This window comes from Paenirhizobium naphthalenivorans (genome assembly GCF_007992095.1).
Lineage (GTDB): Bacteria > Pseudomonadota > Alphaproteobacteria > Rhizobiales > Rhizobiaceae > Allorhizobium > Allorhizobium naphthalenivorans.
Genome location: NZ_BJZP01000001.1, coordinates 245,381 through 261,489, shown reverse-complemented (window position 1 = coordinate 261,489; position 16,109 = coordinate 245,381). Strand labels below are relative to the sequence as shown.

Here is a 16,109-nt window from a genome sequence, read left to right as displayed (position 1 = left end):
AGCAAGATGGATGCGGAACCAGCAACAAAAAGGGCGCCGCAGAGCGACGCCCTTTTCAAAAATAATTGCAGAGCGAATTATTGCGGCAGCTTGTCGTCGACGCCAGCGATGTAGAAATTCATGCCCAGCAGCGTACCGTCGTCAGCCTTTTCGCCGTCCTTCAGCCAATCCGAACCGTCCTGTTTCTTGACCGGGCCCGTGAAGGGATGCAGCTCACCCGACTTGATCTTGGCTTCCGTTTCTTCGGCGAGAGCCTTCACGTCGTCCGGCATGTTGGTGTAGGGCGCCATCGTCAGGATGCCGTCCTTCAGGCCGTCCCAGATCTGTTCCGACTTCCAGGTGCCGTCGAGAAGCGCCTGGGTGCGCTTGATATAGTAGGCGCCCCAGGTATCGACGATCGCCGTCAGCTGGGTTTCCGGGCCGGCCTTGATCATGTCGGACGCCTGACCGAAGGCCTTGATACCGCGTTCCGCGGCGACCTGCATCGGCGCAGTGGTGTCGGTGTGCTGGGTCAGGATATCGACGCCCTGGTCGATCAGGGCCTTGGCGGCATCGGCTTCCTTGCCGGGGTCGAACCAGGTATTGGCCCATACGACCTTGACCTTGAAGTCCGGATTGACCGACTGCGCGCCGTGCATGAAGGCGTTGATACCCATGACGACTTCCGGGATCGGGAAGGAGGCGATGTAGCCGGCGACGCCCTTCTGAGACATCTTGGCGGCGATCACGCCCTGGATGTAGCGGCCTTCGTAGAAGCGCGAATTGTAGGTCGCGACATTGTCGGAAGACTTGAAGCCGGTGGCGTGCTCGAACTTCACGTCCGGGAACTTCGCTGCGACCTTGATCGTGGCGTCCATAAAGCCGAACGAGGTGCTGAAGATCAGCTTGCAGTCGGAACGGGCGAGGCGTTCGATGGCGCGCTCGGCGTCGGGTCCTTCCGGAACGCTTTCGAGGAAAGGCGTCTCGATCTTGTCGCCAAAATGGGCCTGCAACTGCTGGCGCCCGATGTCATGGGCCTGGGTCCAGCCGCCGTCTGTCGTGGTGCCGACATAGACGAAGCAAACCTTCGTCTTGTCCTCAGCCTGGGCCGAAGCAGCGAAGCCGACGAGGACCGCGGCGCTCGCAGTCAATGCGATGAGTGTTTTTTTCATGGGCAACCCCTTCTGGTTGTTGATAAAAGGCTTTTGACTTAACGATCCGGAACGAACGGTTTGCCGAGCGAGGCCGGAGTATTGATCAAGGTGGTGCGCCGATTTTGCGAGATAATCACCAGCACCACAATGGTTGCGGCATAAGGAAGTGCCGAAAGAAGTTGCGAGGGCAAACCAATTCCAAAAGCCTGGGCGTGCAACTGCCCGATGGTAACGGCGCCAAACAGGTAGCCGCCCGCCAGCAACCGCCAGGGCCGCCACGAAGCGAAAACAACCAGCGCCAGCGCTATCCAGCCGCGGCCGGCCGACATGTTCTCAACCCATTGCGGCGTGTAGACGAGCGAAAGCTGCGCCCCGGCAAGCCCTGCGCAGGCGCCGCCGAACAATACCGCCAGATAGCGGGTCCGGATAACCGGTATGCCAAGCGTATGGGCGGAGCCATGGCTGTCGCCGATCGCCCGCAGCTTCAAGCCCGACCGGGTGCGGAACAGGAACCAGTTGACTCCGACGACAAGCAGAATCGAGAGGTAGAAAACGATGTCTTGTCTGAAGAGCAGCGGTCCGATGGCCGGGATTTCGGACAGAAGCGGCAGCGCGATCGGTTGGAGCTTGACGCCCGGCACGCCGACGAAGCTCTCGCCCAGCATGCCAGACACGCCAAGGCCGAGAATGGTCAGCGCCAGACCGGTCGCCACCTGATTGGCGACGAGGGTCAGCGTCAGGAAGGCGAAGAGCAGCGAAAAAACGGCGCCCCCCAGAATGCCGGTACCGACACCGATCAGCGCTGATCCGCTCAACTGTGCCCCGGCGAAGGCGCAGACCGCGCCGATGATCATCATGCCTTCGACACCGAGGTTGAGCACACCGGCCCGCTCGGTGACCAGTTCGCCCATGGCAGCGATGACGAGCGGTGTCGAAGCGGTGATAACGGTCAGAAGAATCGCTTCGATGATCATCGTGCGGCTCCTCCGAGCAGAGCCCTACCTTTGCCGAGCACCAGCTTGACGCGGTAGTGAATCAGCGTATCGCAGGACAACACGAAAAACAGCAAGAGCCCCTGGAAAACGCGCGTCACCTTGTCTGACACCCCGATGGAGAGTTGCGCACCCTCGCCGCCAAGATAGGTGAGCGCCAGCACCAAGCCGGAAGCGATAATGCCGAGCGGATTGAGGCGCCCGAGAAAGGCGACGATGATCGCGGTGAATCCGTAGCCCGGCGAAATGGACGGCTGCAGATGACCGATCGAACCGGAGACTTCGGAAATCCCCGCCAACCCCGCCAGCGCGCCCGAGAATAGCATCGAGAACCACACCATGCCGCGGGACGAAAAACCGGCAAAGCGCCCTGCCCGTTCCGACTGGCCGAGCACGACCACCTCGAAACCTTTAAGCATGTAACGCATCATGAACCAGACACCGACAGCGGCAAGGATGGCGAAGGCGAAGCCGTAATGGGCGCGGCCCGAGGCGAGCATTTCCGGCAGCACGCCTTCCGTGACGAAAGAACGGCTCTGCGGGAAGTTGTAGCCGGCCGGATCGCGCCAGGCGCCGCGCACCAGCCAATCGAGAAAGAGCTGGGCGATATAGACCAGCATAAGACTGGTCAGGATCTCATTGGTGTTGAAACGCGTCTTGAGCAGCGCCGGGATCGCCGCATAAAGCGCGCCGCCGAACATGCCCATGATCAGCATCAGCGGCAGAAGGAAGGGCGAATGCCACTCGTAGAACACGACAGGCAGGAACGAGCCCACGATCGCGCCCATGGTAAACTGGCCCTCGGCACCGATGTTCCAGTTGTTCGAGCGATAGGCGACGGAAAGCCCCACACCGATCAGAATCAGCGGTGCAGCCTTGATCGCCAGTTCGTGCAGAGACCAGACCTCGAGCAGCGGCTCGATGAAGAAACTGTAGAGCGCGTGGATCGGGTCCTTGCCGAGCAGAGCGAACATGATGCCACCGAACACCACGGTGAGCAAAAGGGCGACGAGCGGAGAGACGATTGCGAAAAAGCCGGACATGCTCGGGCGGCGTTCGAGTTCAATGCGCATTCGCCGTCTCCACACCGTGCATGCCACCCATCAGGAGGCCGATCTTTTCACGCGTCATCGTCGCGGCCGGATAACTCCGCGACAAACGACCTTCGGAAATGGCCGCGATGCTGGTCGCCACCTCGAAGATCTCGTCGAGATCCTGGCTGATCACCACGACCGCCGAGCCGGCGCGCGCCAGGTTGATGAGCGCCTGGCGGATACGGCTGGCCGCCCCCGCATCGACCCCCCAGGTCGGCTGGTTGACCACCAGGACCGCCGGCTGCCGGTCGAGCTCGCGCCCGACGATGAATTTCTGCAGATTGCCGCCCGAGAGCGAGCCGGCGGCCGGATCCACGCCGCTCTTGCGCACATCCATCGCCTCGCAGATGCGCTGCGTCGCAGCGCGCACAACATCGTAGCGGATCAGTTTCAGCCAACCGCCGGTTAGGAAGGCCTTGGCATCGGATTGGTTGCGAGCCAGCAACAGATTGTCGGAGAGCGGTAGTGTGGCGACCGCACCATGACCGTTGCGCTCCTCCGGAACGAAGCCGGCGCCAAGCAGCCGCCGGCCGGTAATGCCGGTCCGGCCAACCGAATGGGCGCGGATACGAACGGCATCATTGTCCTCTGTGGTATACTCACCGGAAAGCGCATCGAACAACTCGCCCTGCCCGTTGCCGGCCACACCGGCAATCGCGAGTATTTCACCGGCACGAACGGAAAGCGACAGACCCTTGAGTTCCATAGCAAAGGGGGTGCGCGGAGGTAGCGTCAACTTGTTGACTTCGAGCTGCACGTCACCGGCTGCCATGTCGTCGTCCCGCATGACCGTCGCGACCTCGCCGCCGACCATCATGCGGGCCAGCGAGGCGGGTGTCTCGCCGCGTGGATCGCAGGCGCCGGTCACCTTGCCGTGGCGAAGAACGGTCGCACGATCGCAGATGCGCTGCACCTCGTCGAGGCGATGGCTGATATAAAGAACCGAGCGCCCTTCGGCCTTCAGCTTGAACAGGGTCTCGAACAGGCGGTCGGCCTCCTGCGGCGTCAGCACCGAGGTCGGTTCGTCGAGAATGATGAGCTTGGGGTTTTGCAGCAGGGCCCGAACGATCTCGATGCGCTGGCGTTCGCCAACCGACAGATCGGCGACATGGGCCGCAGGATCGAGCGGCAAGCCATAGGCCATGGACAGCTCTGCCGCCTTTTGCGAAATCTCGTCGATCGAGATTTTCTCGTCGAGGGCCAGGGCGATGTTTTCCGCGACGGTCAACGCCTCAAACAGTGAGAAATGCTGGAAGACCATGCCGATACCGAGGCGCCGCGCCGCAGCCGGCGAAACGATGTCTTGGCGTTGCCCCTCCCAGAGCACCCGGCCCGAGCTGGGCGAGAGGATGCCAAACAGCATCTTGACGAGCGTGGACTTGCCGGCGCCGTTTTCGCCGAGCAGGGCATGGATCTCTCCATGGCCGATCTCGAGTTCAATGCCGTCGCAGGCGGCGAAGCTGCCGAACAGCTTGGTCAGCCCCTCGACGGCCAGAAGTGGTTCGGTGTTCTTCATGTCACCCTTCGGCACTGTTCCCTCTTGCGCTCGCACCGCAGCCCCCAAGCGTGCCGATCAAAGCGACAAAGGGATATTGATACGCGCTTTGCGCCATCCGGCAACCGGCTTCTCACAACTTTTTTTGCACTTGCACATTCCGGCCCCCCGTTCAGGACCTGGACCTGCCGAGCGCTGGAAAGATCTGCATTACAGCGCCGACGCCATAGAGATAGATCCCGGTGACGATAACGCCGATGCGGACCCAGTCCGGGACCTGAAAGTGTGCGAGAAGCGCATAACCACCGAAGACACACCACAGCAGGAAGACAACGAGATTGAGTCGGCGCAGCCGCTTCACACGAACCGGATGGAGGAAGTGAATGGGCAGGAAGGTGAGGACGACGGAAACGGTGACGACGATCAACGCGGTCGTCGCGTCGGCATCAATGACGAAAAGCGTGAACACGATCATGTTCCACACCACCGGAAAGCCGGAGAAGAAATATTCGTCAGTCTTCATGCCCATGTCGGCATAATAGATCGCGCTCGACACCACGATCATGCCGGCAGCGACAAAGGACCAAGGCTCGCCGATCATGCCACTCTGATAGAGCGCAAAAGCCGGCAGGAGCACGTAAGTGACATAGTCGATGATGTTGTCGAGCGTGTCGCCAGACCAATTGGGCAGCACTTCCTTGACGCGCACCTTGCGGGCGATCGGGCCATCGATGCCGTCGACCAGAAGAGCCAGCCCCAGCCACCAGAACATGTCAACGAAACGCCGCTCGGCCGCCGCCACGACACCGAGGAAGGCGAGAAAAGAACCGGAGGCGGTGAGGATGTGAACGGAGAACGCGCGGATTTCCGCGTAAGGCACGCGCCGATAATTGAAAATCTTCATTTCCGGTTTTGCCCCGTTCTTCACCCTCAGATTTCGTATCGAACGAAACAGCCGGTTTTGCAACTGCGTTGGTCAAACATGAACAAAATTAACGCCCTCCTCCGGCGCGTCTCTGGGGAGGCTGCGCCAATTCGGCTTATGGATTTCCGCCAAGGCACGCTCTAGATAGGAGGAAAGAGAAAAGGGTCCTGACATGAGAGACTTCGAAATCGCCGTTGTCGGCGGCGGCCTTGCCGGCTCCATCGCTGCCATCGCTCTTGCCCGAGGTGGCCGCCGCGTAGCCTTTGTCGCGCCGGCGTCCGGTGTCAGGGACGGACGCACGACTGCGCTGATGGACCAGTCAATCCGCATGATGGAGCGGCTTGGCCTCTGGGAGGCGGTCCGTCCGGCGGCGGCGGCCCTTTCGACCATGCAGATCATCGACGGAACGAAGCGGTTGCTACGCGCGCCGGTCGTCGCTTTCCGCAGCGCCGAGATCGACCTCGACGCCTTCGGCTACAACATGCCCAATAGCGCGCTGCTTGACGTGCTGGGCAAGGCGGTCGCGGCCGAACCGAACATCAGCGTTTTTGACGAAACGGCCGACGAAATCACCATCGGTCCCGACAAGGTCGCCATCAGACTTTCCGGCGGCGACATTATCGAGGCAGGATTTGTCGTTGGCGCGGACGGTCGCAAATCGCCGGTGCGAGAAAGCGCCGGCGTCGGCGTCAGAACATGGTCGTATCCGCAGACAGCCGTGGTGCTGAATTTCGCCCACACCGTGCCGCACCGCAACGTCTCGACCGAATTCCACGGCGAAAGCGGCCCCTTCACCCAGGTGCCGCTGCCGGGAGAGCGTTCAAGCCTTGTCTGGGTGGTCGATCCGAAGCAGGCGGAACAGCTGCTTTCCCTGACGCGCGAAGAACTGTCCGCAGCGGTCGAGAGCCGGATGCAGTCCATGCTGGGCGAGGTCAGCGTCGAGGACGGGGCCCAGGCCTGGCCGCTTTCCGGCATGAGCGCGAACCGTTACGGCAAGGGGCGCGCCGCCTTCATCGGCGAGGCCGGCCACGCCTTTCCTCCGATCGGAGCGCAGGGACTCAATCTGAGCCTGCGCGACATTGCTGCGCTCGAGGAAATCCTGTGCGACCGCTCTGGCCAACCGATCGATGCCGGCGCCGGCGATCGGTTCGACCGCAAACGCCGTGTCGACGTGATCAGCCGTACCGCGAGTGTCGATTTGCTCAATCGCTCGCTGCTGTCGAGCCAACTTCCGGTGCAGATGCTGCGCGCCGCCGGCCTTCAGATTCTGTCCAGTGTGGCGCCGCTTCGCAACATGGTCATGCAGGAAGGCGTGGCACCCGGGCGGACATTGTCATCCTTCCCGTCGTTGCTACGGGAAAAGATCCGGCGGTAGTAGGCCGTTGGTGATGGCGTAAAGCAACCCCGACACGGTCAGAACCGACAGCATGGTGGTGATCAGGATGGTGGCCGATGCCCGCTCCTGCCAAACGCCGTATTGCTGACCGATGACAAAGACATTGGTCGCCGTCGGCAGCGAGGCGAGCAGCACCGCAGTATAGATCCACAGTGGGTCGAAATTGCCGACCAGCCCGAGCACCACATAGACCAGCAGCGGATGCAGCAGCAGCTTGATCGGGACGATATAACCGATTTCGGCCGGGATCCGCTTGAGCGGACGCAATGCCAACGTGACGCCCATGGCAAAAAGCGCGCAGGGCGCAGCCGCTTGGGCGAGATAGTCGATCAGCCGTTGCAGCGCCAGCGGCGGTTCGAACTGCAGGCCTGCGGCAAGGAAGCCGATCGCGGTGGCGATGATGAAGGGGTGGTAGGCAATCTTCTTCAAGACATCGAGCGCCACGCGGCCACGTGGCCGCTCATCACCGCCGGCAAAGGCCATCAGCGCCGGTGCGGCGATGAAATGGGCGGCATTCTCGAAGCAGAAGATCAGCGCCACCGGCACGGCGGCGGCCTCGCCGAAGGCCAGAAGCGCAAGACCCGGCCCCATGTAGCCGATGTTGCCATAGGCGCCGGCCAGCGCCTGTATCGTACAGTCGGCGATGGAGTTGCCACGGATCAGCCGGCCGATCAGGAAGACAAGAAGGAAGATGGTATAGGTCGCGGCCAGTGCCGCAGCGATGAAATCGATACGGGTCAGCTCCTTGATCGGCGTGCGCGACACGAGTTTGAAGAACAGCGACGGAAGCGCGATGTAGATGACGAAGAAATTGAGCCAGCCGAGCGCTCCGGCCGGCTGCCGGGTGATGCGACCCGAAACATAGCCGATCAGGATCAGCCCGAAAAAGGGCAGCACCAGTGCGATAATGTCTCCCAAGCCGCCACTCCCCGCGCCCGAGGGCCGTTCGCATACGACCCTTTCCCACCGGCCTTAGCCGATTTGTGACAGGATTGGAAAGGTCTGCTGGAACCAAATCGCCATATCCGCGACGAAACCGAAGATGAAGGCAAGGCCGGTCAGGACCAGAAGGCCGCCCATCACTTTCTCGACCAGACCGAGATGCTTGCGAAAGCGGGTGAGGAACCGCATGAAGGCACCGGAAAAACCGGCCGCGATCCAGAAGGGCACGGCCAGGCCGAGTGAGTAGACGGCGAGCAGCATGGCCCCCTCGCCCACCGTGTCGCGGGCGGCGGCAACCCCGAGAATGGCGCCGAGAACCGGACCGATGCACGGTGTCCAGCCGAAGGCGAAGGCGAGCCCCATGACATAGGCGCCCGACAGGGTCGCCGGCTTGCCGCCACTGGAGATTCGCATCTCGCGCGACAGAAGCCCGATTCGAAAGACGCCGAGAAAATTCAGCCCCATGATGATGATGATCACGCCGCCAATCTTGGCCAGAAGGTCAAGATGCTGGCGCAGCATGGTGCCGATGGTCGACGCGCCGGCGCCGAGCGCGACGAAGACGGTGGCGAACCCGAGGGTGAAGGCAAGCGCCGAGAGCATGACCGCCCGGCGCGCCTGACGATCCTGGCTGACCACGCCACCGCCCCGGAACTGGTCAACGGAAATCCCGGCCATATAACAAAGATAGGGCGGAACGAGCGGCAAGACACAGGGCGAAAGAAAGGATAACGCCCCGGCGAAAAGCGCGCTTAACAGGGAAATTTCAGCAATCGACACGTCGGAAACTCCATTTACGTCCGGTCGCCGCCTTCCTAGCGTCCGAGCGCCCGCCTTGCCAATCACCTTTCCGTTCGTTGCGAACAATTGGGCGACGACTTGGTCACGACGGCGAAAATTTTGGTTGACCGGCAAGAGGCACCTGCCTATGTAACCCTCACTTCCGCGGCGACATCGTTTCCGCCCATGGGAGAGCGTAGCTCAGCCGGTAGAGCAACTGACTTTTAATCAGTAGGTCAAGGGTTCGAACCCCTTCGCTCTCACCATTACACACCGCTCACAACTGTGATCTCACCGGCAAAAATCCGCTCACCGCATCCGCTTCGATGCCGGGCGCCACTACACGTCAAGGTGCCATCCTCGAAAATCAGGTCGTACCCAGGGCCCGGGCCAAATTCGGCGGTGCATTCGCGGCCAATGTCAGCGGATGCCGCGCAGTGCTGCGGATGGCGGCGCACGCGTGACCCGCCAGGCCGGATAGAGCGCTGCCAGCGGCCCCACCAGCACGACCCAGAACATAGCCTCTCCGACGATGCCGAGGCTGAGGTAGGGTTCGAGCAGGCCGGCCGAAATGCGTAGCCAGGACACCAGATGCATCGCTCCGACCCCAAGCCCGACGCCTATCACGCTGCCGATCAGACACATCAACACACCCTCCACCACCACCAGCAGGCGGATACGCCCCGGAGTCCAGCCGATGGCAGAGAGAATGCCGAATTCCTGCACCCTTTCGGAAACCGACATCAGCAACGTATTGGCGACCAGGATCGATGAGGCCAGAATCATCACCAGCGAAACCGTCGATGTGATCGCGTCGACCGTCTTGACGAAGTCCATGTTCTCGGCGAATTCCGCGCTATCGCTGACCTCGATCATCGGTGATACCCCGGCAAGGGCGGCCTTGACCGCCACCGCCCCTTCCGGACTGACCGGGCGGGCCAGACGGATCTGAACCAAGGACACGCTTGCCGGGCGGCCAAGCAACGCCTGCAGGCTGGACAGCCGGGCGACGGCGAGATTTTGGTTAAATACCGAATCAGGCACGGAAATCCCGCTGATGCGGAAGGGTTCGTACTGGATCAGGACCTCGTCACCGACCGTCTTGCCGAGCGCCTCGGCGACGGTCCGGCCAAGCACCACCTCCCGGTCGCCTTGCGGCAGCACCCCTTCTTCCAGCACAAGCGATTGCCACAGGAAGCTGCGGTCCGGCCAACCGGTGACGAAGATGTTGGCCTCGTCCTCGACCTCGGCGATCGACAGCACGATACCGGCCGCCTCCTCGACACCAGCGACCGCATTGAGCTTACCCACAACATCTTCGGAAATCGAACTGCTGACCAGGCTGTAGGTGCCGCGCTGGCTGACGACATAATCACCGCCGACGTCGCCGACGCCCTGTGCATAACTGTCCTGCAGGCCCCGCGTCAGCCCGGTCAGGGCGACGAAGCTGCCCACAGCCACGGCGATGCCGAGCACGGTCAAGGTCGAGCGCAGTTTTTGCGAAAGCAGGTTTCTAGCCGGCAAGGTCAGCAGGTTCATGCGCAAACCTCCGTCGGCACTGCGGGAATGGGGCCGCGCAAATCGGAAACGATCCGCCCATCGACAAGTTCGACCCGCCGGTCGCAACGCGCGGCGATTTCCTTGTCATGGGTAACGATGACGACGGTGATCTCACCGCCGTGCTGAAGCTCTTCCAGGAGATTGATGATGTCGGCACTTGACCGGCTGTCGAGGCTGCCAGTCGGCTCGTCGGCGACGATCAGTGTCGGGCGGTTGGCCAGCGCCCGTGCGATCGCCACCCGTTGCCGTTCCCCGCCTGACAATTGCAGCGGATGCTGTCGGCCGCGCGCAGAAAGACCCAGCCGCTCCAGCAATTGCGCCACCCGGTCGCGGCGGTCACGTGCCGACACCCCCTGCCACAGCATGGCGATCTCGATATTCTCCGCCACTGTGAGCGACGGGATCAGGTAGAAGGACTGGAAGACGAAACCGATCCGTTCGGCGCGGAGGCGGGCCCAGTCGGCTCGCCCGCGCACGACCTCGCCGTCGAACAGAACCTCCCCGACGCTCGGTTCCTCCAGCCCACACAGAACGTCGAGCAGGGTCGACTTCCCACTACCGCTCGGGCCTGTGATGCCGATGAAGTCACCGCGTGCGACGGAAAACGAAACATCGTCAAGCGCGATGATTCTGCCGTTGTCGTAGACCCGGCGGCAATTGCGAAGTTCAACCAGTCGCGACATGGAAAAGTTCTCACTTTCGCTCATCAAGATCGGCGCGCAGGCTCGCGGTCAGAGCCGCAAGCGACCCGCCGAGCGCCCTCAACCGAGCGGCATAGTCATCGCGACGGGCAATCGTCAGCGACGCACCGTTACCGACGAGGTCGAACAGGCAAAAGGAACTTCCGCAGGGGCGCATCTTCCAGTCGAGCCGACGCGCGCTGCCGTCGCGCCGGATCTGTGATGTCAGAACCACCACGTCACGCGACCCGAGCGGCTTGGCATCGTTGATACGAAGGCGATCGTCGGAGCGAATACGCCTGTCGAGTTCGACCGTCATGATGTCGCGCAGGACCCGTCGGAAATCGCGACGCTCGGTCTCGTTGGCGGCACCCCAGGCCTTGCCGGCGACTTTCTCGGAGATCGTGGCGAGATCGAGATGGCGCTCCAGCACCGGCGCAAGCTTGCTGGCCGGGCCGGTTGAGGAGGCGATGATCAGGGCATGTATCCTCTCGACCGATGCAATGGCGCCGTCAATATTGGCGGCGATAGACGGCGAAGTGGAGGTCGCAAGAAGCAAAATGCAAACGGCAATGGCGCGGACAAGTAACCGACCGTTACGGAAGGCGCAGCGAGAAAGATGATAGGATTTCAACCAAATGCACATGCGTACCCCGAAAAGTATTCTGCAAGTTGAGTGCGGGCAACTCTCCCGTTTTCATTCGGCAGTTCGTCCGCATGACTATCAACCCACGCCCTTGACATCATAAGTACGACGTTCCTAATGCGCAAAGGAAAAGACTGCTTGGCCTATCAGCATTTGGCCGTAGGTTGGTGCGTGATTCTGCGCATATCGCTCGCGCCGGAGTTCGACGGGATCGGGAATGACAATCGACTGGAATACACCGATCACGGGTACTTATTGCGAGCGCGCAGCACCGGGATTTTGGGGGGAGCCATTGAATGCAACCTCCAGTCTGCTTGTTGTCGTCGTCAGCATTATCGGTATGGTTCATATCGTGCGAACGCGCAATGTAACCCCCGGAATCATGGCCTTCATGGCGCTTGCTGTAGCGATCGGCACCGGCTCCTTCCTCTGGCATACCTTCGCCACACGCTGGGCCGAACTCACCGATGTCCTGCCGATCTGGAGCTTCGTGGCATTGTATGGCGCCGCAGTGATCAAGGATTCGCTACGCCCCACGATCAGCGTGCCCGTCTCCATCGCAACCGGATTTCTTGTCTTCGGGGCGGGGATCGCCCTGTCGATGCGGGAGACGCATATGCTCGGCGATACCGTCAGCGGCTCGACCCAATATCTGCCGGCGCTGTTCGTCGTCTTCGCCACCGGGCGTCTGGTGTGGAAGGAGCGGCACCCCTCGCTCCGTCTGATGGGCATCGCGGTTGGCCTGTTCGCCCTGTCATTCCTGTTCCGCAGCCTCGACCTGCCATTATGCGACCTGATGCCGACAGGCACGCATTTCCTCTGGCACGTCACGAACTGTCTGGCTTTCGGCGTGCTCTTGGTCGCCCTTATGCGCTTTCCGCAGACCCGCAGGAACAGCACCACCCTTGGGCCGTCCGGTGCTCGACAGCGCTTCCCCCGCCTTATGCGTCGCATTACCAAGATTTAACTTCGCTCATGCGCGTACCTATGTGAAACACATAGGCTGACGAAACCTGGAGGCGGCGTGGGTTTCTCGCGGTAAAGCAATTCGTCTGAACTTGATACAAGTCAATATGAGTGTTGTGTTTTTTCGCCATAAAGACTGAACCCGATGACCGAGAATGGACGCACGATGACGAGCAACTCCCCGATCAATCCGCCAACAGCCGGTAAAGACGAGACTGCTGAACTCAAGGCCTTGCTCGGCGACACGCACAAAAGCGCCGGCCGGTCGCGCTGGTTGTGGCGGGCGCTGGCCGCTGGACTGCTGCTCGGCGGCGGTTATGCATACTGGTCCTATAGCATGCGGGCCACAACATACAGCTACACGACCACAGCCGCCAAACAGGGCGATCTGACCGTGCTTGTCACGGCGACCGGTTCGGTCGAGCCGACCGTGAAAGTGGATGTGTCGAGCGAGCAATCCGGTACAGTTCGAGACGTGCTGGTTGACTACAACAGTCCGGTCAAGCTCGGCGAAGTGGTTGCCCGACTCGACACCGCCAAACTCGAAGCCAACGTCAAGAGTGCTGAAGCAAGCCTTATGTCCGCCAAGGCGAGCGTCGCCAAGGCGGATGCGGACATGAACTCGGCGAAGGTCAGCTACGACCGCCTGAAGTCCTTGGTGAGCAGCCGCGTTTCCAGCCAGCAGGAGATGGAAGCTGCCGGCTATACCTATGAGGCAGCCGTGGCCACCAAGGAGAGCGCGCAAGCCAATGTGCTCTCCGCCGAAGCAGATCTCGAGCAAGCCCGGCTCAGTCTTTCCAAGGCGACGATCATTTCCCCGATTGACGGCATTGTGCTATCGCGCGACGTCGATCCGGGCGCGACGGTCGCGGCCTCGCTTGAGGCCCCGACGCTCTTCACCATCGCCGGCGATCTCAAACAGATGGAGTTGCAAGTCGATATCGACGAGGCTGATGTCGGCCAGGTTGAGGTCGGGCAAGCGGCAACTTTCACGGTGGACGCCTTCGCCGACAAGCGTTTCCCGGCCGAGATCACCTCGGTGCGTTATGCGTCAGAGACCGTCAACGACGTCGTGACCTACATGGGCATACTCAAGGTCGAGAACAACCAGATGCTGCTTCGTCCCGGCATGACGGCGACCGCCGACATTGTCGTGCAGTCCATCACCGGCGCGTTGCTCATTCCCAATGCCGCCCTGCGCTATACGCCGCCGGAAAGCCTGACGGCGAAGAGTTCGGGCGGCAGCGGCATGTTCAGCCTGTTTCGCCCGCCCCGCATGGGTTCGGTCAGTGCACCGGAGCCGGAAGGTAATGAGCGCACTGTCTGGCTGATGAAGAATGACGTGCCGACAGCCGTCAACATCGAGATCGGCGCCAGCGACGGACAGAGCACCGTTGTGACCAAGGGCGACATCGCCGTCGGCGATCTGCTGATTACCGACGCCACAGAAAAGAACGGCTGAGGAGGCGATATGGCCAGCCCTCCGCTCATAGAATTCAAACAGGTCTCCAAGATCTACGGTCGCGGCGAGGCGACGATCCGTGCGCTGGATCGCATTGACCTCGTGATCGAAAAGAATGAATTCGTCGCCATCATGGGGCCATCCGGCTCGGGTAAGTCGACGGCGATGAACATCCTCGGCTGCCTCGACGTGCCGAGTTCCGGCGATTATCTGTTCCAGGGCATCCGGACATCGCAGCTCGATCGCAGCCAGCACACGATGCTGCGACGACACATGCTCGGTTTCGTTTTCCAGGGATTCAACCTGCTGGCCCGAACCTCGGCGGTCGAAAATGTCGAACTGCCGCTGGTTTATCGTGGCATGGAGGGCGGCGAGCGCCGCCGCCTCGCGAATAGAGCTCTCGCCCAGGTTGGCCTCGAAGGCCGTGAACACCATACATCTCAGGAACTGTCGGGCGGTCAGCAGCAGCGCGTGGCGATCGCCCGCGCCATCGTCACCAACCCGAAAGTACTGCTCGCCGACGAGCCAACCGGAAATCTGGACACCAAGACCAGCAAGGAGATCATGGAACTGATCACCGGCCTGAACCAGGAGCACGGAATTACCGTGATCATGGTCACCCACGAGGACGACATCGCGGCCTACGCCAATCGCAACCTGCGTTTTGTCGATGGCCACCTGCAGTCCGACAGCCTGAACGGAAAGGCCGAGGCTCATGTTCTTTGAAACGGTCAAACTTGCACTGCGGGCCATCAGCCGCAACTTCCTGCGCTCCTTTCTCACCGTCCTCGGCGTCGTTATCGGCGTCGCCGCCGTCATCGCCATGGTGACGATCGGCAATGGCACAACGGCACAGGTGACAGCGGAAATCTCCAAGCTCGGCACCAATCTGCTGTTCGTCCGCCCCGGCCAGTTCGGCCCCGGCCGTGCCAGCACCACAGCCAAGAAGTTCACCGAGCGCGACGTCAAGGCGATTAGCGAGCAGATTGCCGGACTGCGCGCCGTGGCTGGCGTTAACCAGTCAAGCCAAGTCGCCATCTACGGTGGAGAGAACCATCAAACGACAGTGACCGGCACGACAAGCGGCTATTTCATCGCGCAAGACTGGATGATTGCCAACGGCCGCACCTTCCTTGCGTCCGAAGAGCGCGGCGGCCAGGCCGTCTGCGTCATCGGCGAAACGGTGCGCAAGGAACTGTTCGGCTCCACGCCGGCGCTTGAACAGAATCTCCGCGTCGGCGGCGTATCCTGTAAGGTCATAGGCACGCTGCAGAAAAAGGGGCAGAGCGGCATGGGCACCGATCAGGACGACATCGTCGTCATGCCGCTCAAGGTTTTCCAGCGGCGAATCGGCGGCTCAACTGAAGTGTCGAGCATGGTCCTCTCGGCCGAGGACGGCGTCTCGACCACGAAGATCCAAGCCAATGTCGAGCTATTGCTACGAGAGCGGCGCAAGATCATCGCCGGAAGAGATGACGATTTCACCGTCAACGATATGACCCAGATGGCGTCAACGCTGACCGGCACCACAACCCTGATGACCGGCCTCTTAGGGGCGGTCGCTGCCGTCAGTCTCTTGGTCGGGGGCATCGGCATCATGAATATCATGCTGGTTTCTGTGACCGAGCGTACGCGTGAGATCGGTATCCGTCTGGCGATCGGCGCCCTGGAAAAACAGGTACTGATGCAGTTTCTCGTCGAGGCGGTCACTCTATCGTTGGTCGGCGGGATCATCGGCATTCTGCTCGGCCTCGGCCTCGCCTACGGCGCCGTTTCCTATATGAACGTGCCTTTCGTCAGCAGTCCATCCGTCATCGTGCTCGCCTTCGCCTTCTCGGCGGCAATCGGCATGGTCTTCGGCTATTTCCCCGCCCGTCGCGCCGCCCAACTCAATCCGATCGAGGCCCTGCGGCACGAATAGGACGTCCGCCGGTCGCCCTTGGCTGCCCACTTCCACGGATTAGGCGTGCAGCGCGCTGACAGAGCTGCGGTGCCAACGTCGTAGACGCTACATGCGACAGCTATCCGCCACGCTGAT

15 protein-coding genes and 1 tRNA gene are annotated in these 16,109 nt (G+C 61.5%); 6 read left to right on the top strand and 10 right to left on the bottom strand.

All coding sequences use genetic code 11. From position 1 onward, the window contains the following. Positions 1–77: 77 nt before the first annotated feature. From RNA01_RS01220 to pcsA, 5 genes are all read right to left on the bottom strand, one after another. On the bottom strand, positions 78–1,151 hold the full coding sequence (locus RNA01_RS01220; protein ID WP_147178099.1) for a BMP family ABC transporter substrate-binding protein: 1,074 nt from the start codon (positions 1,149–1,151) through the stop codon (positions 78–80). Positions 1,152–1,189: 38 nt separating this feature from the next. Further along, complete coding sequence (locus RNA01_RS01215; RefSeq protein WP_147178097.1) at positions 1,190–2,107, bottom strand: ABC transporter permease; 918 nt, start codon at positions 2,105–2,107, stop codon at positions 1,190–1,192. Then, positions 2,104–3,198, bottom strand: coding sequence for an ABC transporter permease (locus tag RNA01_RS01210; RefSeq protein WP_147178095.1), 1,095 nt, complete (start codon positions 3,196–3,198; stop codon positions 2,104–2,106). Before RNA01_RS01210 ends, RNA01_RS01215 begins: the two co-directional genes overlap by 4 nt. Further along, positions 3,188–4,735: an ABC transporter ATP-binding protein gene (locus RNA01_RS01205; protein ID WP_147178093.1), complete on the bottom strand. Its 1,548-nt coding sequence runs from the start codon at positions 4,733–4,735 to the stop codon at positions 3,188–3,190. The genes RNA01_RS01210 and RNA01_RS01205 overlap by 11 nt, the downstream gene beginning before the upstream one ends. Positions 4,736–4,886: 151 nt before the next feature. Next, positions 4,887–5,618: a phosphatidylcholine synthase gene (gene pcsA / locus RNA01_RS01200; RefSeq protein WP_147178091.1), complete on the bottom strand. Its 732-nt coding sequence runs from the start codon at positions 5,616–5,618 to the stop codon at positions 4,887–4,889. Positions 5,619–5,811: 193 nt separating this feature from the next. On the opposite strand from pcsA, the gene RNA01_RS01195 reads away from it, so the two are divergent. Next, positions 5,812–7,014 carry a UbiH/UbiF family hydroxylase gene (locus RNA01_RS01195; RefSeq protein ID WP_147178089.1) on the top strand — a complete coding sequence of 401 codons (1,203 nt, stop codon included), beginning with the start codon at positions 5,812–5,814 and terminating at the stop codon, positions 7,012–7,014. Here the strand turns inward: RNA01_RS01195 and RNA01_RS01190 are convergent. Both RNA01_RS01190 and RNA01_RS01185 read right to left on the bottom strand, forming a co-directional pair. After that, positions 6,991–7,953, bottom strand: a complete 963-nt coding sequence (locus RNA01_RS01190) for an AEC family transporter (RefSeq protein ID WP_147178087.1) — start codon at positions 7,951–7,953, stop codon at positions 6,991–6,993. The two genes, RNA01_RS01195 and RNA01_RS01190, sit on opposite strands and share 24 nt — an antisense overlap. A 54-nt stretch (positions 7,954–8,007) precedes the next feature. Next, the gene (locus tag RNA01_RS01185) at positions 8,008–8,757 is read right to left on the bottom strand and encodes a cytochrome c biogenesis CcdA family protein (protein ID WP_147178086.1); all 750 of its coding nucleotides are present in this window, start codon (positions 8,755–8,757) and stop codon (positions 8,008–8,010) included. A gap of 190 nt (positions 8,758–8,947) precedes the next feature. Here RNA01_RS01185 and RNA01_RS01180 point away from each other — a divergent pair. Beyond that, positions 8,948–9,023, top strand: a tRNA-Lys gene (locus RNA01_RS01180). Between the two features lie 154 nt (positions 9,024–9,177). On the opposite strand, the gene RNA01_RS01175 is transcribed toward RNA01_RS01180, so the two are convergent. From RNA01_RS01175 to RNA01_RS01165, 3 genes are read right to left on the bottom strand one after another with little or no spacing between them, the layout of a single operon-like run. Continuing rightward, positions 9,178–10,296: an ABC transporter permease gene (locus tag RNA01_RS01175; protein WP_147178084.1), complete on the bottom strand. Its 1,119-nt coding sequence runs from the start codon at positions 10,294–10,296 to the stop codon at positions 9,178–9,180. Further along, on the bottom strand, positions 10,293–11,000 hold the full coding sequence (locus RNA01_RS01170) for an ABC transporter ATP-binding protein (protein ID WP_147178082.1): 708 nt from the start codon (positions 10,998–11,000) through the stop codon (positions 10,293–10,295). Before RNA01_RS01170 ends, RNA01_RS01175 begins: the two co-directional genes overlap by 4 nt. A 10-nt stretch (positions 11,001–11,010) precedes the next feature. Beyond that, positions 11,011–11,643 carry a Tgt2/MlaC family protein gene (locus RNA01_RS01165; protein WP_147178080.1) on the bottom strand — a complete coding sequence of 211 codons (633 nt, stop codon included), beginning with the start codon at positions 11,641–11,643 and terminating at the stop codon, positions 11,011–11,013. Positions 11,644–11,860: 217 nt separating this feature from the next. Between RNA01_RS01165 and RNA01_RS01160 the strand changes: the two genes are divergently transcribed. The 4 genes from RNA01_RS01160 to RNA01_RS01145 all read left to right on the top strand — a co-directional run bounded on the left by RNA01_RS01160 (position 11,861) and on the right by RNA01_RS01145 (position 15,992). Continuing rightward, positions 11,861–12,610, top strand: a complete 750-nt coding sequence (locus RNA01_RS01160; RefSeq protein WP_147178078.1) for a ceramidase domain-containing protein — start codon at positions 11,861–11,863, stop codon at positions 12,608–12,610. A 135-nt stretch (positions 12,611–12,745) separates the two neighbouring features. Then, positions 12,746–14,071 (top strand): efflux RND transporter periplasmic adaptor subunit, encoded by a 1,326-nt coding sequence (locus RNA01_RS01155; RefSeq protein ID WP_371864040.1) that lies wholly within the window; start codon positions 12,746–12,748, stop codon positions 14,069–14,071. A 9-nt stretch (positions 14,072–14,080) separates the two neighbouring features. Beyond that, on the top strand, positions 14,081–14,797 hold the full coding sequence (locus RNA01_RS01150) for an ABC transporter ATP-binding protein (protein WP_147178074.1): 717 nt from the start codon (positions 14,081–14,083) through the stop codon (positions 14,795–14,797). Then, on the top strand, positions 14,787–15,992 hold the full coding sequence (locus RNA01_RS01145) for an ABC transporter permease (RefSeq protein ID WP_147178072.1): 1,206 nt from the start codon (positions 14,787–14,789) through the stop codon (positions 15,990–15,992). Before RNA01_RS01150 ends, RNA01_RS01145 begins: the two co-directional genes overlap by 11 nt. The last annotated feature ends 117 nt before the right edge of the window (positions 15,993–16,109 follow it).

Bases quoted from the DNA above. Each gene is read 5' to 3' on its own strand.
- RNA01_RS01205 (WP_147178093.1), bottom strand. From the start codon at position 4,735: ATGAAGAACACCGAACCACTTCTGGCCGTCGAGGGGCTGACCAAGCTG.
- RNA01_RS01215 (WP_147178097.1), bottom strand. From the start codon at position 2,107: ATGATCATCGAAGCGATTCTTCTGACCGTTATCACCGCTTCGACACCG.
- RNA01_RS01175 (WP_147178084.1), bottom strand. From the start codon at position 10,296: ATGAACCTGCTGACCTTGCCGGCTAGAAACCTGCTTTCGCAAAAACTG.
- RNA01_RS01150 (WP_147178074.1), top strand. From the start codon at position 14,081: ATGGCCAGCCCTCCGCTCATAGAATTCAAACAGGTCTCCAAGATCTAC.
- RNA01_RS01165 (WP_147178080.1), bottom strand. From the start codon at position 11,643: ATGTGCATTTGGTTGAAATCCTATCATCTTTCTCGCTGCGCCTTCCGT.
- RNA01_RS01195 (WP_147178089.1), top strand. From the start codon at position 5,812: ATGAGAGACTTCGAAATCGCCGTTGTCGGCGGCGGCCTTGCCGGCTCC.
- RNA01_RS01160 (WP_147178078.1), top strand. From the start codon at position 11,861: ATGACAATCGACTGGAATACACCGATCACGGGTACTTATTGCGAGCGC.
- pcsA (WP_147178091.1), bottom strand. From the start codon at position 5,618: ATGAAGATTTTCAATTATCGGCGCGTGCCTTACGCGGAAATCCGCGCG.
- RNA01_RS01220 (WP_147178099.1), bottom strand. From the start codon at position 1,151: ATGAAAAAAACACTCATCGCATTGACTGCGAGCGCCGCGGTCCTCGTC.
- RNA01_RS01145 (WP_147178072.1), top strand. From the start codon at position 14,787: ATGTTCTTTGAAACGGTCAAACTTGCACTGCGGGCCATCAGCCGCAAC.
- RNA01_RS01170 (WP_147178082.1), bottom strand. From the start codon at position 11,000: ATGTCGCGACTGGTTGAACTTCGCAATTGCCGCCGGGTCTACGACAAC.
- RNA01_RS01210 (WP_147178095.1), bottom strand. From the start codon at position 3,198: ATGCGCATTGAACTCGAACGCCGCCCGAGCATGTCCGGCTTTTTCGCA.